Raw genomic sequence first — 18,807 nt, forward strand, 5'->3', positions numbered from 1 at the left:
CGACGCGTGCACGTACTGCTGACCCGAAGGCGCGCGGTCGACCTTTGCCGCGTGGGCAGCAGCCTGTGTTGAGGGCACTGACCGGGCGGTAGCACGCGCGTGACCTTGCACGGATGTGCCTCGGCGAGGGACCTGCGCCTGACCGCCTGACGGACTCGGCAGCTCGGAACAGCCGGCCAGTCACCGCGAGTCAGGAGGCCCCATGCCCGCCGGAACGCTAGACCCCCGTGGCGTCCGCTTCACCGCGGCGATCACCAGCGCGGTCCTCGCCGTCGGACTGCTCACCACGAGTTGGCGGGTGCTGGCCGCGCAGATGGTGCTGTTCGGCCTGTGCGCCTTCGTCGGCATGCGGTTGAACCCGTGGGGGTACATGTACCGGCAGGCGGTGCAGCCCCGGCTCGCCCCGGTCGACCCGGCCGAGCGCGAGTCTCCGGCCCCGGTGCGCTTCGCGCAGGGCGTCGGGTTCGTCTTCGCGCTGGCCGCCACGGTCGGGTACGCCGCCGGCTGGACCGCTTTCGGCATCGTCGCCAACGTCTTCGCCCTGGTGGCGGCACTGCTCAACGCGGTGTTCGGATACTGCCTCGGCTGCCAGCTGTACCTGGTGCTCCGCCGTCTCACGCCGGTCGGAGCGTCCACATCAGACACCCGCTGAAGGATGACAGGAGAAGGAGTAGCTCGATGAGCCGTGCAGAGGTCCTGGTCTCCACCGAATGGGCCGAACAGAACCTGAACACGCCCGGAGTCGTGTTCGCCGAGGTGGACGAGGACACGACCGCCTATGACGGCGGCCACATCCCCGGGGCCATCAAACTGGACTGGCGGAACGAGCTGCAGGACCACGTGCGGCGCGACTTCGTCGACCGCGCCGGTTTCGAGAAGCTGCTGTCCGCCAAGGGCATCGGCAACGACGACACGGTGATCCTGTACGGCGGCAACAACAACTGGTTCGCCGCGTACGCCTACTGGTACTTCAAGCTCTACGGCCACTCCGACGTCAAGCTGCTCGACGGCGGGCGCAAGAAGTGGGAGCTGGACGGCCGCGAGCTGACCAAGGAGGAGCCGAACCGCCCGGCCGCCACCTACAAGGCGCAGGAGCCGGACACCTCGATCCGCGCGTTCCGCGACGAGGTCGTCGACGCGATCGGCAACAAGAACCTGGTCGACGTCCGCTCGCCCGACGAGTTCGCGGGCAAGCTGCTGGCCCCGGCGCACCTGCCGCAGGAGTCGGCGCAGCGCGCCGGCCACATCCCGTCGGCGATCAACGTGCCGTGGAGCAAGGCCGCGAACGAGGACGGCACGTTCAAGGCCGACGAGGAGCTCAAGGAGATCTACGGCAGCGCGGGCCTGGACACCGGCAAGGACACCATCGCCTACTGCCGGATCGGCGAGCGCTCGTCGCACACCTGGTTCGTGCTGCACGAGCTGCTCGGGCTGGACAACGTCAAGAACTACGACGGTTCGTGGACCGAGTACGGCTCGCTGGTGGGCGTGCCGATCGAGAACCCGGCCGAAGCCGGGCAGAACTGAGGGGGGTTCGGACATGAGTGGATGCGGAGCACCGCAGCAGTCGGCCGCGCCGGCCGAGGCGGACACCGACCAGGTCGTGGTGGCGGGCAAGGTGCGGTCCGGCGAACAGCCGGTCGGCGGCGCTTTCGTCCGCCTGCTCGACTCCTCCGGGGAGTTCACCGCGGAGGTCGTCTCCTCGACCGAGGGTGACTTCCGGTTCTACGCGGCGCCGGGCACCTGGACCGTGCGCGCCCTGCACCGCGAGGGCAACGGCCAGGCCGACGTCGCCGCCGACGGGCCGGGCGTGCACCCGGTCGACATCGCCGTCGCCTGACGACGAGGACACCGCGCGGGAGGGGCCGGTCCACCGCGGACCGGCCCCTCCCGCGCGTTCGCGCCACCGGCGCCCCGACGTCCGGGGCAGCCGCTCAGGACCGGCGGGAGCGCAGCAGCGCGAAGGCCCGTTCGTCCCGGTCGGGGCTGCGCGGGTCGGAGTCCTCCCGGCAGCCGACCGAGGTGAAGTCCAGGACCTCCCAGCCGGTGCGGTCGAACAGCCGCCGCAGACCGGTCTCGCTGAAGATCCAGAAGTTGGTGGCGTCGTCGTTGGCCTCGGCCGGGTCCAGCAGGTAGGCGACCGGCTGATCGCGCAGCCGCGTGCCGTCCGGCGCCACCTGCGCCACGCGCGTCGACAGGAAGCACAGCCGGGCGTGCCGGGCCAGCGACTCCAGCACGAAGAACGGGTTCTTCAGGTGGTACAGCAGGCCCAGGAAGAACACCGCGCCGTAGTGCTCGGCGGGCAGCCGGAACTGCGAGTCCAGATCGATCTCGTGCACCCGGACGTCCGCGGCCAGCTCCTCGACCAGCCGCCGGGCGCCGCGCAGGCCGTTGAAGTTGGTGGGCGCGTTGTCGACCAGGTCCACCGAGCAGCCCAGCTCCTGGGCGAGGAAGAAGCCGAAGTCGCCGTCGGCGGCGCCGATGTCGGCGACCCGGGTCCCGGCGAGCTCGTCGAACACCTCCCGTCGGGACCCGCTCAGCAGCGCGTCCAGGTGGAAGACGTTCGCCATCGTGTCGTACGGGTACCAGCCGAAGTCGGTCGGCGCGATCTTCTCCTTGCGCGCCAGCAGCTCGTCGCGGAACGCGAGCGCGCGGTCGCGCAACGTCTCGAAGTCCATGTGATCCTCGTCCCGCCGGTGGGCCTCGACTGCAGTGACGAGCCAGATCATGCCGGACGCCACACCCCGGCGGGCCCGCGTGGTGGTTATCCTTTGCGCGTGGATCTCATCAACGCGCTGCACTACGGCCTGGTGGTCCTGCTCGGGGTCGCGACGGTCGCGACGATCTGGTTCGCCTGCTACGTGGTGTACCGCCTGTACAGCGACTGATCAGCACCGCCAGGTAACCTCACGACGATGACTGCGACGCCCAACCAGCCGGAACCCGGCAGCGGCGACGCCGCGGTGCGTGCCGCGGCCGAACGCGCCGAGTACACCCGCCACCGAAACGTCCCGGACTTCGACGACCTGCCCGGGGAGCCGGACACGGCCAACCTGCGCCTGGGTCCGTCGTTGGACGACGCGTGCCTGGCGCTGCTGCCGCTGGTCGGCGTGTGGCGCGGGGAAGGCGAGGCGAAGCACCCGTCGTTGGGTGAGCCGTACCGCTTCCTCCAGCAGATCACCATCGCGCACGACGGCCGCCCGTTCCTGACCTACGAGAGCCGCGCGTGGCGGCTCGACGGCGAGGGCGGCAACGTAGTCGAACCGGCGTTCCGCGAGTACGGCTTCTGGCGTCCGCAGCCGGACGACACCATCGAGCTGCTGGTCATGCACCACACCGGTGTCGCCGAGATGTTCTTCGGCAAGCCGCTGAACCAGACGTCGTGGCAGTTCGGCACCGACGCGGTGCTGCGCACGCCGACCAGCGAGGACGTCACGGCCGCGAGTCGGCTGTACGGCGTGGTCGACGGCGCGCTGGCCTACGTCGAGGAGCGCGCGACGTCCGAGCACGAGCTCCAGCCGCGCCTGTCCGCGAAGCTGGACCGCGTCGTCGGCTGAGGCGGCGCCGATGCGCGCGGGCGGCTTCCCGCGCGGCACCGACGTCATCGGCGCGCGAGACCCGTGACTGCCCGCCGCTCCGGTCAGTAGTTGGACTCGTAGAGCTTGCACAGCTCGGCGTGCAGGTCGGCGTCCGCGCTGACCGGCGTGCCGTCGACGGTGCGGACCTGGGTGATCAGCCGGACGCTGGAGGCCAGCCACACGCCGTCGGCGGCGAACAGGTCGGCGGTGTCGAACTTCTCCACCCGCGTCCGCCAGCCGTGCTCCTCGGCCGCCCGGAACAGCGCCCCCTGCGTGGTGCCCTTGAGGATTCCCGAGCTCGGCGGGGTGGTGCACAGCACCCGGTCCTTCGCGATGACCACGTTGGACGTCGGACCCTCCAGCACCGAGCCGTCGGTGGCGGTGAAGATGACCTCGTCGACGCCGCGGGACTCGGCCTCCCGCATCGCGGCCATGTTCACCGCGTAGGACAGGCTCTTGGCGCCGAGCAGCAGCCACGGGGCGCGTTCGGTGAGATCGGGCGCGTAGCCGCGTTCCAGGGTGATCGCGGAGACGCCCTCGTTGCGCTTGCGCAGGGTCTCCGCGCCGACCTGCATGCCCATCGCGAAGCCGGTGGGGGTGCCGTCGCCGCCGTCGACTCCGCGGGTGCAGACCAGCTTGAGCGCCATCTCCGGGTCGGTCTCCCACGGCCAGTCGTCGACGACCGCCCGCACCGCGCGCTCCCACGCGGCGCGCTCCGGCAGCGCGATCCCCATCAGCCGGGCGGAGTTGGCCAGCCGGTCCAGGTGCGGTCCGAGTTCCCGGGGCCGGCGGTCGACGACCAGGATCGTTTCGAAGATGCCGTCACCGCGCATCACACCGAGGTCGTCGGCCCGCAGCAGCGGAGCTTCGGGATCGACGATCGTTCCGTCCAGAAGTGCCAGTACACGCATAGCGGCAGCCTAGAACCGCGGGGGACGTCGGTGCCGCGCGGCCGACCGCCCGGTCCGCGGACGGCGTTACGATCGAGGGCGACGCCGACCGAACGCGCCGAGCACAGGAGCGGGCCGTGAGCGACCGTGGATCGCTGCGCAACACCCTGCACCAACGCGGAATGCGGATGACCCCGCAGCGCCAGCTGGTGCTGGACGCGGTGCGCGAACTCGGCCACGCGACCCCGGAGCAGGTGTGCAGGCGGGTGCAGGGCACCGCCTCCACGGTCAACATCACCACCGTCTACCGGGCGCTCGACCTGCTCGAAGACCTGGGGCTGGTCCGCCACACGCACCTGGGGCACGGCGCTCCCACGTACTCGGTCGAGGAGCACGAGCACGTGCACCTCGCGTGCCACCGCTGCGGGCGCGTCGACGAGGTGCCCTGCGAGATGCTCGACGAACTCGCCGAGCGGTTGTTGCGGGCGCGCGGCTTCGCGCTCGACGCGACCCACCTGGCGTTGTCCGGCACGTGCCGGGACTGCCGAAGCACCGAGGAGCACCGATGAGTTCACCCCTGCTGCAGTTGCCGGGTGCGGTTCCCGCGCCGGACGAGTCGCCGGACGTGGGGGTGCCGTGGCACTTCGGCGACCCGTTCGCCGAGCAGCGCTCCGCCACCCGCTCCGCGGTGCTCGTGGACCGCTCGCACCGGCAGGTGATCGCGGTTCCCGGCCAGGACCGGCTGAGCTGGCTGCACCTGGTGCTGTCCCAGCACGTCAGCGAGCTGGCGGACGGCCGGGGCACCGAGGCGCTGGTGCTCGACAGCCACGGGCGGGTGGACTGCCACCTGATGGTCGCCCACCACGACGGGGTCGTGTACCTGGACACCGATCGCGGCGCGCAGGCCACCAGCGCGTTGCCGACCATCGGCGTGGACGGCAGGCAGGCGCTGCCGGAGTACCTGGAGGCGATGCGCTTCTGGTCCGAAGTGGAGCCCCGCGACGCCACCGGGGAATTCGCGGTGCTCACGCTGATCGGCCCGGACGCGGCCGGGGTGCTGGCCCGGTTCGCCGACGTGCCGTCGAAGCCCTACGACGTCGTCGGGCTGCCCGGCGGCGGGTTCGCCCGGCAGGTCCCGTTCCGCGCGTTGTACACCGCCGACCTCGTGGTGCCGCGCGGTTCGCTGGTCGACTGGTGGACGAAGCTGACCGACGCCGGGGTCCGCCCGTCCGGCACGCTCGCCTTCGAGGCGCTGCGGGTCGAGGCGCTGCGCCCGCGGGTCGGCCTGGACACCGACGAACGCGCGATCCCGCACGAGCTGGGCTGGATCCACGTGGCGGCGCACGTCGCCAAGGGCTGCTACCGCGGCCAGGAGACCGTGGCGAAGGTCCACAACGTCGGCAAACCGCCGCGGCGCATGGTGCTGCTGCACCTGGACGGCTCGGTGGACGTCCTGCCGGAGACCGGCGACCCGGTGCGGCACGGCGAGCGCGCCGTCGGCCGGGTCGGCAGCGTGGTGCAGCACCACGAGCTCGGACCGGTCGCGCTGGCGCTGCTCAAGCGCTCCGCCCCGGTGGACGCGGAGCTGACGGCCGGCGACCCCGAGCAGGACCGCTCGGTGGCCGCCGCGGTGGACCCGGACTCGGTCCCCCCGGACACCGGAGAGCCCCCGGGACGGGTCGCCGCGCGGGGCCTGCGGCACTGACACTGCTGGCGAGCACACTCGACGAACCGGAGGATGGCCACGTGATCGAAGTCCGCCCGGGTGGACGGCGCCGCATCGACAGGGTCCTGTCCCCGGACTACACCACAGGGATCGAGCAGCGCGAACTCGCCGAGGTGCGCGGGTTGCGGGACGAGGCCGCGCAGGAGGAGACGGACCTGTCCTACCTGCGCCGCGTGCTGCACGCGCGGATCGACATCGTGCGCGCCGAACAGCGCAGGCGCACCGAGAACGGCTCGGCGTCGGTGGTGGAGCAGCTGGTCAACATCCTCTCCGACAACGTCGTGGGGCCCGCCACGGGATCCGGCCGGTACCAGACCGTCGAGCCGTCGCGGGCGGAAGCGCACCGCAGGCATGCCGAGGCGCTGGTCTCGGACGTGGACCTGTCCGATGTGATGTCGCTTTCCTCGGCCAAGCTCGACCAGGCGTTGCGCGCCTACACTGCCGAAGAGGACTCGGTGTCCCAGCGACGCCGGGAAGTGCAGGAAGTGGTGGACCGGCTGAACGCGGAGATCGCGCGCCGGTACCGCGAAGGAGCCGCCTCGGTGGATGATCTGCTGGCGGAGGAACGAGACAGGCAGTGAACGAATCCGTCCCGCTCGTCGAACTGGTCCGAAGTGGACTGCGGGAGGGGGTGCACCACGGATCGGTCGTCGTGCTGGACGCGGACGGGTCGGTGCTGCGCGCCCTCGGCGCGGTCGACGTCCCGATGTACCCGCGTTCGTCGCTGAAACCCGCGCAGGCGGCCGGCATGTTGCGCGCCGGTGTCGAGCTGCCGGAACCCGACGTCGCGCTCGGCGCGGCCTCGCACAGCGGCGAGGACGGGCACCTGGAGCGGGTGCGCGAGGTGCTGGAGCGCTACGGTCTGACCGAGGACGACCTGCAGTGCCCGCCGGACTGGCCGCTGGGAACGGCGGCCCGGGACGCCCGCGCCACGGCGGGGTTCGGCAAGCAGCGGATCACCATGAACTGCTCGGGCAAGCACGCCGCGATGCTCGCCACCTGCGTCCAGCGCGGATGGTCCACTGAGGACTACCTGAGCCCGAAGCACCCGCTGCAGCAGGTGATCCAGGACACGGTCGTCGAGCTGGCCGATGAGCCGGTCGCGGTGACCTCGGTGGACGGCTGCGGCGCGCCGCTGTTCGCGATCTCGCTCACCGGGCTCGCCCGGCTGTTCCAGGGCATCCGCGGGCTGCCGGTCGCCGACGCGATGCGCGCGCACCCGTGGCTGGTCGCGGGCACCGGCCGGGAGGACACCGAGCTGATGGGCGCGGTGCCCGGCCTGGTGTCGAAGATCGGCGCCGAGGGCGTGATCGCGTTCGCGCTGCCCGACGGCCGCGCGGTCGCGGTCAAGATCTCCGACGGCGCCGACCGGGCGCGGCTGCCGGTCGCGGTCGGTGCGCTGCGCGCGCTCGGCGTGCGCTCCGCCGAACTGGACGAGCTGGCGGAGTCGCCGCTGCTGGGCGGGGGTCAGCCGGTCGGCACCGTGCGCCTGCTGCCGGGAATCCTGGACTAGCTCCCGAACCCGCCAAGGCCCGCACCTCATCGCGAGGTGCGGGCCTTCTTCGTTCGTGCGGGAGATCAAAACGCTTCCCATCAGCCCTTTCCCGGGAGTAGGCTCATATTCTGGTACTGATATTCCAAATTCTGAGACAGCGACGAAACAGCGACTACACCGGGAAGGTTCGGATGGGCACGCCTCAGGACACCTACACCCACGGGCACCACGAGAGCGTCCTGCGCTCGCACACCTGGCGCACCGCCGAGAACTCCGCCGGCTACCTGATCCCCCACCTGCGGCCGGACACCGAGCTGCTCGACATCGGGTGCGGGCCGGGCACGATCACGCTGGACTTCGCCGAGCTGGCCGGCCGGGTGGTCGGCGTGGACAACGTCGCCGAGCCGCTGGAGATCGCGCGGGCCGGGGCCGCCGAGCGCGGGCTGGACGACGTCGAGTTCGCCGAAGCCGACGTCTACGCGCTGCCCCACGCCGACGACTCCTTCGACGTGGTGCACGCCCACCAGGTGCTCCAGCACCTGACGGATCCGGTCGCGGCGCTGCGGGAGATGCGCCGGGTGTGCCGCCCGGGCGGGCTGGTCGCCGTCCGCGACGCGGACTACGGCGGCTTCCGGTGGTCCCCGGACAACCCGGGCCTGGACCGGTGGTTGGCGCTGTACCACGCGGTGGCCCGCAGCAACGGCGCCTTCCCGGACGGCGGGCGGCTGCTGAAGGGGTGGGCGCAGCAAGCCGGGTTCACCGACATCACGTGCACGGTGTCCGGCTGGTGCTACGCCACACCCGAGGAGCGCTCCTGGTGGGGCAACCTGTGGGCCGACCGCATCCGGATGTCGTCCTTCGCCGACCAGGCGATCTCCCGGGGTCTGGCGACCCGCGAGGAGCTGGAGGAGCTGGCCGCCGCCTGGCACGCCTGGATCGACGCACCCGACGCCTGGTTCGGCATCCTCAACAGCGAGATCCGCTGTCGCGCCTGATCGGCGTCCGCGTCGGTCAGTTGTTGCGCTCCCGGGCGGCGAACTCGGCCCAGAAATCCCGGAGCGCCTCGTAGCGCTCGCCGACCTCCTCGGCGTCGTCGGACTCCATCGCGTCGACGATCGCGTGCACGTCCTCGGCGGAGGTGTCGGCCTCCAGGTCGCTGTCGGACATCAGCTGCACCAGGCCGCCGTAGTCCAGCTCGACCGCCGAGTGCGGGTGGAAGCGCTCCAGCCAGCGGCCGGTCTCGCGGAGGATGCGCGTCGGCCCCTCCTCGCCGATCGACTGCTTGCCGATGGCGTGCGCGCGGGCGACGCGCCGCCGCGCGTCGGCCATCGGGGTGCGCCAGCACACCCGGCGCCGTTCGCCGTCGGTGAGCTCGGTGCGCTCGGCCGGGTCCACCAGCACGAACCACGGCAGCGGCACCGTCCAGGTCGACGACAGCACGTGCACCGCCGAACCGGCCAGTTCGCTGACCACGGCGTTCGCCCGGACCTTGGCCTTGTCCGCGGGCACCGACAGCACCGCGGACCGCAGCGGCACCTCGGCCGCGCCGAGGAACCCGACGAGGGCCGCGGCCGAGCGGCCGCGCAGGTCCAGCGGGCACACCAGCGGAGCCGGGCCGACCATCGCCGCCGGGGCGGTGGGTACGTCCTGCGGATCGAGCACCAGGACGTCGCCCGGGTCCTCCTCGGCGGCGTCCCCGGGCAGCAGCCGCGGCGGCGCGGTGATCTGGGTGCGCAACCACACGTCCTGCTCCCGGTTGCCGGCGTCGAACGGGTCGACCGCGCCGCGCTCGACGGCCGCGGCCAACCGCTCGCGCATGGGCGACTCGAAAGCCGACAAGGGTTCGTACACCCTCAGGTAGGCGACGAACGGCTCAGGCACAGCGAGCATGGTGCCATGCCCGCGCAGCAGCGGTCCCGGAGCCTCGACGGGCCCCGTGATCGACCCGAGTTCGAGGTCACTCACGACACGCTCACTCAGTCCCGGCACCACGTCGCGTAGAACCGGCTCGACACGGTACGGTAGTTACAGGAAAAGTTGTCGAGATCATGCGGGGCCGACGTTCCCCTGTCCGCCCCGCACACCCTGTGCGAGGGGGTCGAGCCATGGGGCGCGGCCGGGCTAAGGCCAAGCAGACGAAGGTGGCCCGCGAGCTTAAGTACAACTCCCCCGCCATGGACATCGAGGCGTTGCAGCGAGAGCTGTCCTCGAATCGGTCTGGCGAGTGGTCCGATGAGGACCGCGAAGACTCGTACGACGACGGGTACGACGACTACGACTACGACCGGCGCTGAAGCACACCTCACCGAGTGGACGGCGGATGTGCGCTGTCCACACGGCGGTCGTGTGCGCCGGGAGTCGTCGTGATCTGACCCGACGCGAGCGGGTGGGGTTTACGGGTTCGCAGGGCACCGACGCAACAGGAGAACGACGAGTGGCGTTGCCGGGGAAACCGGCGACGCCACTCGTGCGTGTGCCCGCATTCCGCGGCGGGAGGGCCGGTGTGCGGGCCGCCTCTCGGCGGATGGCGCTGCGGGGCTCCGGCCGGACCGGTATTCCCCGCAGGCAGTGGTTGGAGCCCGGGGGGCACGCGCACACCGGCTCTTCCTACAACGAGCCGGGAGCGGCCGGGATTCCCGGGAGCGGTCGGGAATCCGGCGGCGATCTACCCCCTTGGGGTATTTTCCAGGTGATGGGAGCAGGTTCGGTGCGGCACAGCGCGGTGCGGTTCGCGGCGCGCGTCGTGCTGCTGTGCCTGCTGGTGTTCGGCGTCGTCGCCATGCACCAACTCCCGGTTCCGCGGTCGGCGGCGGATGTCGGCAGCAGCCACGAGATGGTGCTGCCGAGCGCCTCGCCGGACGTCGCGGCGGCACCGTCCGGGCATGCGAAGGCCGGGGACGGCTGCTGCGGTGATCACGGTCACGGCTGGATGCTGCACCTGTGCCTGGCGATCCTGGTCGCCGGGCTGCTGCTGTCCGCCCTGCTGCTGCACCGGCTGGGGCGGCCCTGGCCCTTCGCGGCCGGAGGCCGCTCGTACGCGGGTGGACGACCGCGCCACCCACCACCTCTTCCGACTCCTGACGTGTACTCGCTGCGGGTGCTGCGGCTGTGACAGGCGCGGCCGGACCTCGGTCCGCCGGCACTCGTCACATCCGAATCCGTCCGAAGGAGACGAACTTCATGCACACCCGCACGCTCGCGGCGGCGATGATCGCCGCCACCGCTCTGCTCGGCGCCTGCGGCGCCAACGAGGCGCCCTCGTCGTCGCACGAGACGCACCAGACCGCCCCGCAGGCCGACTTCGGCCCGGCGGACGTCACGTTCGCGCAGGGCATGGTTCCGCACCACCAGCAGGCGGTGCAGATGGCGGACATGGTGCCCAGCCGCACCCACGACCAGGCGGTGACCGGCCTGGCGAACCGGATCCGGGCCGCGCAGCAGCCCGAGATCGACCGGCTCAACGGCTGGCTGGCGGCCTGGAAGCCGGGCGCGCAGGAGCACCAGAGCCACGACATGGGCGACATGGGGAACATGGGGAACATGGGCCACCAGGGTCACCAGATGAGCGGCATGATGAGCGCCGGTGACATGGCGGCGCTGGAGAAGGCGCGGGACGCGGACTTCGACCGCATGTGGCTGCGGATGATGATCCAGCACCACCAGGGCGCCGTCGAGATGGCCAAGGCCGAACTCGCCGGTGGGCGCAACCCCGACGCCAAGGCCATGGCGCAGCACATCATCGACTCGCAGCAGGCCGAGATCAACGAGATGAACGGTCTGCTCGGGAACCGCTGAGGCTCGAACGCGAGGGCGGCCGTCCGCGCTGCGGGCGGCCGCCCTCGGCTCAGAAGCGGGGGTGGTCGCCGCGGACGACGACGCGGTCGTCCTCGGTCGTGCCCTCCACGGTCGGCTGCTTGGCGACCTCGCCCAGCGCCCAGGCCGGGACGTGGCGGGCGGTGAGCACCGCCAGCGCGCGGTCGACGTCCTCGGCCGTGACGACCGCGACCATGCCGATGCCCATGTTGAAGGTGCGCTCCATCTCCGCGGCGTCGACGCGGCCGCGCTGGGCGATCAGCCCGAACACCGGGTCCGGCGTCCACGTGCCGCGGTCCAGCACCGCGGTCAGGCCGGGCGGGATCACCCGGGCCAGGTTGGCGGCCAGGCCGCCGCCGGTGACGTGCGCGAACGTCCGCACCTCGGCTTCGGCGGCCAGGGCCAGGCAGTCCTTGGCGTAGATCCGGGTCGGTTCCAGCAGCTCCTCGCCGAGCGTCCGGCCGAACTCCTCGACGTGGCCCTCCAGCGGCATCCGGGCGATGTCCAGCAGCACGTGCCGGGCCAGCGAGTAGCCGTTGGAGTGCAGGCCGGAGGAACCCATGGCGATCACCACGTCACCGGGCCGCACCTTGTCCGGGCCGAGCATGGCCTCGGCCTCGACCACGCCGACGCCGGTGGCGGAGATGTCGTACTCGCCCGGCGCCATCATGCCGGGGTGCTCGGCGGTCTCCCCGCCCAGCAGCGCGCAACCCGCCTGCACGCAGCCCTCGGACACGCCCTTGACCAGCGCCTCGATCCGCTCCGGCACGACCTGGCCGACGGCGATGTAGTCCTGGAGGAACAGCGGCTCCGCACCGGAGACCACCAGGTCGTCGACGACCATGGCGACCAGGTCGATGCCGACCGTGTCGTGCACGTCCAACGCCTGCGCGACGGCGAGCTTGGTGCCCACGCCGTCCGTGGACGAGGCGAGCACCGGCTCCTTCCAGCGGTCCAGCTTCAACTGGAACAGACCGGCGAACCCGCCGAGCGAACCGAGGACCTCGGGTCGGGTCGCGCGCTGCGCCCACGGGCGCATCTTCTCGACGGCCTCGTCGCCCGCCTCGATGCTCACGCCGGACGCGGCGTAGGTGGCGTTCGGACTCTGGGCAGACCCCGCAAGCAGGTCTTCGGACACGACTAGCTCCACATCTGGTGCGTGATTGCGATTCGCCGGACGCGCATGTGTAGCACAACCCACGCTACGCGCGAGAGCGACCCGTTCTGGCGTCGATCAGGGAGGTTCACGGCCTGCGCAGCGCGTCAGCCGCACCATATCCGCTGGACAGGACGGGTTCCGCCGGACCCGCGACGCCGCGTTCCGAACTGCCCTCCAGCAGGTACTTGCCGAGCCGGGCGTCGTCCGGCAGCGGGATCGGGTAGTCGCCGTCGAAGCACGCCGCGCACAGCCGGCTGCGCGGCTGCTCGGTGGCGGCGACCAGGCCGTCCAGCGACACGTGGCCGAGGCTGTCGGCGCCGATCGAGCGGCGCACCCCGTCCATGTCCAGGCCGTTGGCGATCAGCTCGGCGCGGGAGGCGAAGTCGATGCCGTAGAAGCACGGCCACTTGACCGGCGGCGACGCGATGCGCACGTGCACCTCGATCGCGCCCGCCTCGCGCAGCATCCGGACCAGCGCGCGCTGGGTGTTCCCGCGCACGATCGAGTCGTCCACCACGACCAGCCGCTTGCCCCGGATGACCTCGCGGAGCGGGTTGAGCTTGAGCCGGATGCCGAGCTGCCGGATGGTCTGCGAGGGCTGGATGAACGTCCGGCCCACGTAGGAGTTCTTGACCAGGCCGTTGCCGTAGGGGATGCCGGACGCCTGGGCGTAACCGATCGCTGCGGGCGTGCCGGATTCCGGGACCGGGATCACCAGGTCGGCCTCGACCGGGTGCTCCTGGGCGAGCCGGCGGCCGATCTCGACGCGGGTGCCGTGCACCGAACGCCCGGAGATGGTGGTGTCCGGCCGCGCCAGGTAGACGTACTCGAAGATGCAGCCCTTGGGCTTGGGGCTGGCGAAGTGCTGGGAACGCAGCCCGTCGGCGTCGATGGCCAGCAGCTCACCGGGCTCCACCTCGCGCACGAACGACGCGCCCACGATGTCCAGCGCGGCGGTCTCGCTGGCGACCACCCAGCCGCGTTCCAGGCGGCCGAGCACCAGCGGGCGCACGCCCTGCGGGTCGCGGGCGGCGTAGAGGGTGTCCTCGTCGCAGAACACCATGGAGAACGCGCCGCGCACGGTGGGGAACAGCTCCATCGCGGCCTGCTCCAGGCCCTTGTCCGCGGCGCGGGCCGCGAGCAGCCCGCACACCAGGTCGGAGTCGGAGGTGGCGCGCTCGCAGCCGTTGGCCGGGGAGGACGCGTTCGCCGCGACGGTGTCGACGCCCTCGGCGACCACGCGGTCCACCAGCTCGGCGGTGTTGACGAGGTTGCCGTTGTGACCGAGGGCCAGGCCGCTGCCGGTGGCCGTGGTGCGGAAGGTCGGCTGGGCGTTCTCCCAGGTCCCGCCGCCGGTCGTGGAGTAGCGGGCGTGCCCCACGGCGACGTGGCCCTGCAGCGACGCCAGGATCTGCTCGCTGAAGACCTGGCTGACCAGGCCGAGATCCTTGTACACCAGCACCTGCGAGCCGTCGCCGACGGCGATGCCCGCGGCCTCCTGGCCGCGGTGTTGCAGGGCGTACAGGCCGTAGAAGCTGAGTTTGGCGACTTCCTCGCCAGGTGCCCAGACGCCGAAGACGCCGCATTCCTCGCGGGGAACGTCGTGCTCGACGGGGTCCGCGGCCGCAGGGGCCGACTGATCCTTGCCTGCGTTGACCGGACGGTCGGTGACCACCGAAAACTCCTCGGGGACGGAGCCGGAGTTACACCTCAGTGTAAACAGGGCGCAATGCGCCGATCGCCCCCGCGCTCCAGTGGTGGACGTCTCATCGCCCGGCGATCACGCGATGCGCACCAGCGGGAGCCACTGCGACACGTCCGCCCTGGAGCCGGACGCGGTGAGGGCTCCGCGCGCGACGGCCTCGTCCCACGACAGCCGCCCGGTGGCCAGCAGCAGCCAGGTGCGGGGGTCGGTCTCCACGACGTTCGGCGGGGTGCCTCGGGTGTGCCGGGGACCGGCCACGCACTGCACGGCCGCGAACGGCGGGACCCGCACCTCGACGCTGTGGCCCGGGGCGACCTGCTCCAGGGTGCGCAGGCTCAGCCGCACCGCGGCGGCGAGCTCGGTGCGCGCGGGCCGCGCGCTGTCGTCGTCCAGCCAGCCGCGCACCGCGACGACGGCGTCGCGGACCTCACCCGGATCAACGGCACGACGAGCCATGCCCGAAGCCTAGAACGCCGCCTCGCGGGCCCCGCCGGGACGCCGCTCTCACAGCCAGCCGAGCTTGACCGCCTGCATGCCGGCCTGGAAGCGGGTCTCGACGCCGAGGCGGGCGATGAGTTCGCGGACGCGGCGGTGCGCGGTGCGGGCGCTGAAACCCATCAGGCGGCCGATGGTGTCGTCGGTGGCGCCGGAGGCGAGCAGCGAGAGGATCCAGCGCTCCTCCTCGGTCGGCTGCACCTCGTCACCGGACAGGTCGTGGCTGCCGGTGAACGGCGCGGCGAAGCGCCACAGGTCCTCGAAGATCCGCGCGATCGCGGCCAGCATCGCCGAGCTGCGGATCACCACGGCGCTCTCCACCGCCGTGTCGCTGACGGTCAGCGGCAGCAGGGCGATCTCACCGTCCACCATGATCAGCTTGGTGGGGGCGACGTGGATCACCCGCGCCTGCTCGCCCATCGCGACCAGCTTGGTGGTGATGTCCTTCTGCGGCGGCAGCGCGAGCGCGGAACGGTCGTAGAGCACCTGGTAGCGGACGCCTTCGGCGAGTTTGCGCGACTCCAGCGAGTCGAGCGGCCCGGTCGTCGCGTACGGCGGTTTCGCCACGCCCTGGACCAGGCTCGTGGCGCTGCGCTGCAGTTCGTAGGCCGCCCAGCCCACTCGTTTGGTCCCGTGGACGACCTGCAGCACGCCGCTGCTGCCCGCCTGCGCGCGAGCGGCCCGCGTGACGGACCGGACGGCCTCGCGGGCTTCCGCCTGCGCCTGGGCGGCGGCCGTCGGCCGCGCACCGGGCACGTTCGTCTGCTCAGCGCGTTCCAGCTGCTCGGTGTATCCGGGTAGCACGGCACACCCCTCCTCGAAGCACCGACGACACCATCGATCCGGGTGCCGCGACGGCGCTCAACACCCCCGCGATCGTTCAAGTTATCCACCGGCGGAAGCCGGGAGAACCGACTTTCGCGCGAAACGTCGGCCCGACGTCCGAATGAAACCGTTCGACGGTATCCCGGCATCCCCCGATTGCAGTAGGCCCGGATGCGCGCCGGGCCCTCCTCCCGCTCGGGGAGAAGGGCCCGGTGTGCACGGTTTCCTACCTGATCACAGGTCGCCGATCTGCAGCAGGTCGGCGATGGTGCCCTGCGGGGCGCCCTGGATCACGCCCTTGGAAGCCTGCCCCTGCAGCCCGGTGATCACGTCCGCGGGCTTGGCGTCGGAGTGGGCCTCCAGGTAGAGGGCACCGACGCCGGCCACGTGCGGGCTGGCCATGGAGGTGCCGCTCATCGTCTCGGTCTTGCCACCGGGAACGGTCGAGACGATGTCCACGCCGGGCGCGTAGCCCTTGACGACCTTGCCGAAGTTGGTGAACTCGGCGGACTTGTCGTTCTTGTCGGAGGCCGCGGTCGCGAACACGCCCTCGGCGCTGGCCGGGGAGGTGTTCGACGCGTCCTGGCTCTCATTGCCGGCGGCCACCGCGAGGAAGACGCCGCTGTTGACCAGCTTGGTCGCGGCCTCGTCCAGGGCCGGGTCCTTCGGACCGCCCAGCGACATGTTGGCCACCGACGGGCCCTGGTGGTTCTGGGCCACCCAGTCCATGCCCTTGACGATGTCCTCGGTGGTGCCGCTGCCCTGGTCGTTGAGCACCTTCACGCCGACCAGGCTCACCTGCTTGGCGACGCCGTAGTCCTTGCTGCCGATGGTGCCCGCGACGTGGGTGCCGTGGCCGTGGCCGTCCTGGCCGTTACCACCGGTCGCGTCGAAACCGATCTTGGCGCGGCCCTCGAACTCCGGGTGCGACGGGTCGATGCCGGTGTCGATGATGAACGCGGTGACACCCTTGCCGGTGCCCTTCGGTTCGTACTTGTTGTCCAGCGGCAGCTTCGGCTGGTCCAGCCGGTCGATGCCCCAGGAGCCGACCTCGGCGGGGCCGTGAGAGGGTTCGACCTCGACGTGGTAGTTCTGCGAGACGTTCTGCACCTTGTCGCTGGCGCGGACCTTCTGCAGCTGCTGCGGGGTCAGCTCGGCGGAGAAGCCGTTGATGCTGTGGTCGAAGACGAACCGCGGGTGGACGCCGAGCGACTCGGCGACGCCCTGCGGCGCGATCCCGTCCTTGAGGTTGACGAGGTAGACGTCGTTCGGGCTCCCCTTGCTCTGCGCCTCGGGGTGCAGCGCCAACGGCGCCAGGTTCAGTTCCGGCTGCGCACCCGCCGGAGCTCCGGCGAAGACGAGCGCCGCTGCCGCGACCCCCGCCCCGGCGCCGTAGAGCAGCTTCCTCATGTGTCCCCTCCTTCAACGTCACCCGGGGTTCCAGGCGAAACGTGACGGCGTTTCAGGACCGGAACGTAACCAGGGAGAACACACGACCGGGTGATGTTGGCGACTTGTCGCCAAACAATCGGACAGAGAGGTGAACACATTCCCAGCTCTGGCGCGCCTACCGGGAATGAGCAGCAAAAACCGCGCTGCCGCGAGGGTTTCGCGACAGCGCGGGAGGACTCATCGAGGACGCCGGGAATTCACGTCGCGGCTACCCAGCGTCGCAATCGCAGTCGGACCGCTTCGACGTAAGCGGACTCGGGCTCGGTGGCATCCGGGACGACGCCGTAGGTGATCCCGTAGTAGTGGTACAGCGCGCGTTCCTGCTCGACCGGGAGGTCGCCCTGGTCCAGGTCCACGTGCGGTGCCTGGCGCACCACCTCCTTGCGGACCGCGACGGTGAGCGTGTCGCCGTCGAACGCGGCGCCCTCCAGCGGCACGAAGCTCTCGTTCGTGCCGAATAGTCCTGTTTGGACGGTTATCCAGGCGGGCTGCTCGGTGACGTCGTCGAGGAACAGCTGCCCCACGATGCCGACCCGTTGCCCCTCCGGGTCGAAGACCTCGCACCCGAACATCCGCAACGCTTCCCGCTGACCGATCATCGCCGCCCTCCCGTCACCCGACCACCACCCCCAAGGAGGCGGCAAGCCGCCACAACCCCACAACCGTCACCCGACCACCACCCCCCAAGGAGGCGGCAAGCCGCCACAACCCCACAACCGTCACCCGACCACCACCCCCCAAGGAGGCGGCAAGCCGCCACAACCCCACAACCGTCACCCGACCACCACCCTGGAGGCGGCTGAGCAGGCGCGGTCCCGAATGTCGCCCGCACCCGCGAAGTCCGTTGCGCCGCCGCAGTGCCGAACCCGGCCATCACCTCCCGCGGAGTCCGCTGCACCACCGCATTCCCCGGGCCGCCGGTCGTCTCCCGACCAGTCTCCCCTGCTGGCACGACGGACGGCACCACGCAACGGGTTGGTTCGCGACCGTCCACTGAATACGGTCCGCACACCTGGCACCCTCGACGGGGCGTCCGACCGGGCGCCCCCGCACAGACCGGAGTTCGCATGACCGACCGCACCGCCCCGCCCATCACCGAGCAGCTGCGCGAGCACGCCCGGCAGAATCCCGGCACCTGGCTCTACATCGTCGACCCCGGGTACTCCGACGACGAGGGCGAGGTGCCGCCGGAAGGCGTGGTGGGCGCCTACCGGATCGACGAGCACGGCGAGATCGACGAGGACTTCCAGTTCAACGACGGCTACGTGCCCTCCCCGCTGGCCACCGACCGGCCCGAGCCGACCAACGCGCTGGAAGCGGCGCTGGAGCGGATCTCCACCGGGCAGGCCCCGGAGGCGGAGCTGACGGCCGCCGTGCTGGCCGGGGAGGTGCTGCTGTACTCGCCGGACCCCGAGGAGCGGTCGGTCTACGCCGCCGAGATGTCCGACGGCAGCCAGCTCGTCCCGGCCTGCACGTCGGTGTCCCGACTTCCCGCCGACTGGCCCGGATACCGCCGGGTGGCGGGACGCGATCTGCCGGAGGTGCTGCAAGGTCTGGACCTCGGGCTCAACCTGGACGACGCGGTGCAGGCGGTGATCCCGTACGGTGTGCTGCTCCGCGCCGCGACGTCCTGAGTTTTCTTCTTCGAACTCGTTTCGCCTGGCGGTGC

23 protein-coding genes are annotated in these 18,807 nt (G+C 71.4%); 14 read left to right on the plus strand and 9 right to left on the minus strand.

Features of this window, described 5'->3' with window-relative positions:
- Positions 1–6: 6 nt before the first annotated feature.
- The 4 genes from NV263_RS30780 to NV263_RS29440 all read left to right on the plus strand — a co-directional run bounded on the left by NV263_RS30780 (position 7) and on the right by NV263_RS29440 (position 1,840).
- Positions 7–72: a putative leader peptide gene (locus NV263_RS30780; RefSeq protein ID WP_363786369.1), complete on the plus strand. Its 66-nt coding sequence runs from the start codon at positions 7–9 to the stop codon at positions 70–72.
- A gap of 130 nt (positions 73–202) precedes the next feature.
- On the plus strand, positions 203–652 hold the full coding sequence (locus NV263_RS29430; RefSeq protein WP_263250075.1) for a DUF4395 domain-containing protein: 450 nt from the start codon (positions 203–205) through the stop codon (positions 650–652).
- A gap of 26 nt (positions 653–678) precedes the next feature.
- A complete protein-coding gene (locus tag NV263_RS29435; RefSeq protein ID WP_263250076.1) occupies positions 679–1,527 on the plus strand; it encodes a sulfurtransferase in 849 nt (282 codons plus the stop codon).
- Positions 1,528–1,540: 13 nt separating this feature from the next.
- Positions 1,541–1,840 carry a DUF1416 domain-containing protein gene (locus NV263_RS29440; RefSeq protein ID WP_263250077.1) on the plus strand — a complete coding sequence of 100 codons (300 nt, stop codon included), beginning with the start codon at positions 1,541–1,543 and terminating at the stop codon, positions 1,838–1,840.
- A 94-nt stretch (positions 1,841–1,934) separates the two neighbouring features.
- Here NV263_RS29440 and NV263_RS29445 read toward each other — a convergent pair whose 3' ends face one another.
- Entirely contained in the window at positions 1,935–2,678 is a 744-nt protein-coding gene (locus tag NV263_RS29445) for a class I SAM-dependent methyltransferase (protein ID WP_263250078.1), read from the minus strand.
- Between the two features lie 237 nt (positions 2,679–2,915).
- Here NV263_RS29445 and NV263_RS29450 point away from each other — a divergent pair, with 237 nt between their 5' ends.
- A complete protein-coding gene (locus NV263_RS29450) occupies positions 2,916–3,557 on the plus strand; it encodes an FABP family protein (RefSeq protein ID WP_263250079.1) in 642 nt (213 codons plus the stop codon).
- Between the two features lie 83 nt (positions 3,558–3,640).
- On the opposite strand, the gene NV263_RS29455 is transcribed toward NV263_RS29450, so the two are convergent.
- Positions 3,641–4,489: an aminodeoxychorismate lyase gene (locus NV263_RS29455; RefSeq protein ID WP_263250080.1), complete on the minus strand. Its 849-nt coding sequence runs from the start codon at positions 4,487–4,489 to the stop codon at positions 3,641–3,643.
- 116 nt (positions 4,490–4,605) lie between these two features.
- Here NV263_RS29455 and NV263_RS29460 point away from each other — a divergent pair, with 116 nt between their 5' ends.
- The 5 genes from NV263_RS29460 to NV263_RS29480 all read left to right on the plus strand — a co-directional run bounded on the left by NV263_RS29460 (position 4,606) and on the right by NV263_RS29480 (position 8,684).
- Entirely contained in the window at positions 4,606–5,037 is a 432-nt protein-coding gene (locus NV263_RS29460; RefSeq protein ID WP_263250081.1) for a Fur family transcriptional regulator, read from the plus strand.
- The gene (gene ygfZ, locus NV263_RS29465) at positions 5,034–6,173 is read left to right on the plus strand and encodes a CAF17-like 4Fe-4S cluster assembly/insertion protein YgfZ (RefSeq protein WP_263250082.1); all 1,140 of its coding nucleotides are present in this window, start codon (positions 5,034–5,036) and stop codon (positions 6,171–6,173) included. The genes NV263_RS29460 and ygfZ overlap by 4 nt, the downstream gene beginning before the upstream one ends.
- A 41-nt stretch (positions 6,174–6,214) precedes the next feature.
- Positions 6,215–6,775: an RsiG family protein gene (locus NV263_RS29470; RefSeq protein WP_263250083.1), complete on the plus strand. Its 561-nt coding sequence runs from the start codon at positions 6,215–6,217 to the stop codon at positions 6,773–6,775.
- Entirely contained in the window at positions 6,772–7,707 is a 936-nt protein-coding gene (locus NV263_RS29475) for an asparaginase (RefSeq protein WP_263250084.1), read from the plus strand. The genes NV263_RS29470 and NV263_RS29475 overlap by 4 nt, the downstream gene beginning before the upstream one ends.
- A gap of 173 nt (positions 7,708–7,880) precedes the next feature.
- Complete coding sequence (locus tag NV263_RS29480; protein ID WP_263250085.1) at positions 7,881–8,684, plus strand: class I SAM-dependent methyltransferase; 804 nt, start codon at positions 7,881–7,883, stop codon at positions 8,682–8,684.
- A gap of 16 nt (positions 8,685–8,700) precedes the next feature.
- Here the strand turns inward: NV263_RS29480 and NV263_RS29485 are convergent, their stop codons facing one another.
- A complete protein-coding gene (locus NV263_RS29485; protein ID WP_263250086.1) occupies positions 8,701–9,570 on the minus strand; it encodes a hypothetical protein in 870 nt (289 codons plus the stop codon).
- A 224-nt stretch (positions 9,571–9,794) separates the two neighbouring features.
- Between NV263_RS29485 and NV263_RS29490 the strand changes: the two genes are divergently transcribed.
- From NV263_RS29490 to NV263_RS29500, 3 genes are all read left to right on the plus strand, one after another.
- Positions 9,795–9,983 carry a DUF3073 domain-containing protein gene (locus tag NV263_RS29490; protein WP_263254421.1) on the plus strand — a complete coding sequence of 63 codons (189 nt, stop codon included), beginning with the start codon at positions 9,795–9,797 and terminating at the stop codon, positions 9,981–9,983.
- Positions 9,984–10,381: 398 nt separating this feature from the next.
- Positions 10,382–10,801 (plus strand): DUF6153 family protein, encoded by a 420-nt coding sequence (locus NV263_RS29495; protein WP_263250087.1) that lies wholly within the window; start codon positions 10,382–10,384, stop codon positions 10,799–10,801.
- 68 nt (positions 10,802–10,869) lie between these two features.
- Positions 10,870–11,484, plus strand: a complete 615-nt coding sequence (locus NV263_RS29500) for a DUF305 domain-containing protein (RefSeq protein ID WP_263250088.1) — start codon at positions 10,870–10,872, stop codon at positions 11,482–11,484.
- Between the two features lie 49 nt (positions 11,485–11,533).
- Here NV263_RS29500 and purM read toward each other — a convergent pair whose 3' ends face one another.
- The 6 genes from purM to NV263_RS29530 all read right to left on the minus strand — a co-directional run bounded on the left by purM (position 11,534) and on the right by NV263_RS29530 (position 17,737).
- Positions 11,534–12,640, minus strand: coding sequence for a phosphoribosylformylglycinamidine cyclo-ligase (gene purM / locus NV263_RS29505; RefSeq protein WP_263250089.1), 1,107 nt, complete (start codon positions 12,638–12,640; stop codon positions 11,534–11,536).
- Positions 12,641–12,746: 106 nt separating this feature from the next.
- Positions 12,747–14,336 (minus strand): amidophosphoribosyltransferase, encoded by a 1,590-nt coding sequence (purF, locus tag NV263_RS29510; RefSeq protein WP_263250090.1) that lies wholly within the window; start codon positions 14,334–14,336, stop codon positions 12,747–12,749.
- Between the two features lie 105 nt (positions 14,337–14,441).
- The gene (locus NV263_RS29515; RefSeq protein ID WP_263250091.1) at positions 14,442–14,822 is read right to left on the minus strand and encodes a sterol carrier family protein; all 381 of its coding nucleotides are present in this window, start codon (positions 14,820–14,822) and stop codon (positions 14,442–14,444) included.
- Between the two features lie 48 nt (positions 14,823–14,870).
- Entirely contained in the window at positions 14,871–15,665 is a 795-nt protein-coding gene (locus NV263_RS29520; RefSeq protein ID WP_263250092.1) for a helix-turn-helix domain-containing protein, read from the minus strand.
- Between the two features lie 255 nt (positions 15,666–15,920).
- Positions 15,921–17,096, minus strand: a complete 1,176-nt coding sequence (locus NV263_RS29525; RefSeq protein WP_263250093.1) for a S8 family peptidase — start codon at positions 17,094–17,096, stop codon at positions 15,921–15,923.
- A 239-nt stretch (positions 17,097–17,335) separates the two neighbouring features.
- Complete coding sequence (locus NV263_RS29530; protein ID WP_263250094.1) at positions 17,336–17,737, minus strand: PRC-barrel domain-containing protein; 402 nt, start codon at positions 17,735–17,737, stop codon at positions 17,336–17,338.
- 468 nt (positions 17,738–18,205) lie between these two features.
- On the opposite strand from NV263_RS29530, the gene NV263_RS29535 reads away from it, so the two are divergent.
- Positions 18,206–18,772, plus strand: a complete 567-nt coding sequence (locus NV263_RS29535) for a type VII secretion system-associated protein (protein ID WP_263250095.1) — start codon at positions 18,206–18,208, stop codon at positions 18,770–18,772.
- The last annotated feature ends 35 nt before the right edge of the window (positions 18,773–18,807 follow it).

It is taken from the genome of Saccharopolyspora rosea, from assembly GCF_025643595.1.
Lineage (GTDB): Bacteria > Actinomycetota > Actinomycetes > Mycobacteriales > Pseudonocardiaceae > Saccharopolyspora > Saccharopolyspora rosea.

Excerpts from the sequence above, each read along its gene's own strand:
- NV263_RS29455 (WP_263250080.1), bottom strand. The coding sequence starts at position 4,489 with ATGCGTGTACTGGCACTTCTGGACGGAACGATCGTCGATCCCGAAGCT.
- NV263_RS29490 (WP_263254421.1), top strand. The coding sequence starts at position 9,795 with ATGGGGCGCGGCCGGGCTAAGGCCAAGCAGACGAAGGTGGCCCGCGAG.
- NV263_RS29530 (WP_263250094.1), bottom strand. The coding sequence starts at position 17,737 with ATGATCGGTCAGCGGGAAGCGTTGCGGATGTTCGGGTGCGAGGTCTTC.
- NV263_RS29515 (WP_263250091.1), bottom strand. The coding sequence starts at position 14,822 with ATGGCTCGTCGTGCCGTTGATCCGGGTGAGGTCCGCGACGCCGTCGTC.
- NV263_RS29525 (WP_263250093.1), bottom strand. The coding sequence starts at position 17,096 with ATGAGGAAGCTGCTCTACGGCGCCGGGGCGGGGGTCGCGGCAGCGGCG.
- NV263_RS29535 (WP_263250095.1), top strand. The coding sequence starts at position 18,206 with ATGACCGACCGCACCGCCCCGCCCATCACCGAGCAGCTGCGCGAGCAC.
- NV263_RS29450 (WP_263250079.1), top strand. The coding sequence starts at position 2,916 with ATGACTGCGACGCCCAACCAGCCGGAACCCGGCAGCGGCGACGCCGCG.
- NV263_RS29500 (WP_263250088.1), top strand. The coding sequence starts at position 10,870 with ATGCACACCCGCACGCTCGCGGCGGCGATGATCGCCGCCACCGCTCTG.
- NV263_RS29495 (WP_263250087.1), top strand. The coding sequence starts at position 10,382 with ATGGGAGCAGGTTCGGTGCGGCACAGCGCGGTGCGGTTCGCGGCGCGC.
- NV263_RS29430 (WP_263250075.1), top strand. The coding sequence starts at position 203 with ATGCCCGCCGGAACGCTAGACCCCCGTGGCGTCCGCTTCACCGCGGCG.
- ygfZ (WP_263250082.1), top strand. The coding sequence starts at position 5,034 with ATGAGTTCACCCCTGCTGCAGTTGCCGGGTGCGGTTCCCGCGCCGGAC.
- NV263_RS29435 (WP_263250076.1), top strand. The coding sequence starts at position 679 with ATGAGCCGTGCAGAGGTCCTGGTCTCCACCGAATGGGCCGAACAGAAC.
- NV263_RS29440 (WP_263250077.1), top strand. The coding sequence starts at position 1,541 with ATGAGTGGATGCGGAGCACCGCAGCAGTCGGCCGCGCCGGCCGAGGCG.
- NV263_RS29480 (WP_263250085.1), top strand. The coding sequence starts at position 7,881 with ATGGGCACGCCTCAGGACACCTACACCCACGGGCACCACGAGAGCGTC.
- NV263_RS29445 (WP_263250078.1), bottom strand. The coding sequence starts at position 2,678 with ATGGACTTCGAGACGTTGCGCGACCGCGCGCTCGCGTTCCGCGACGAG.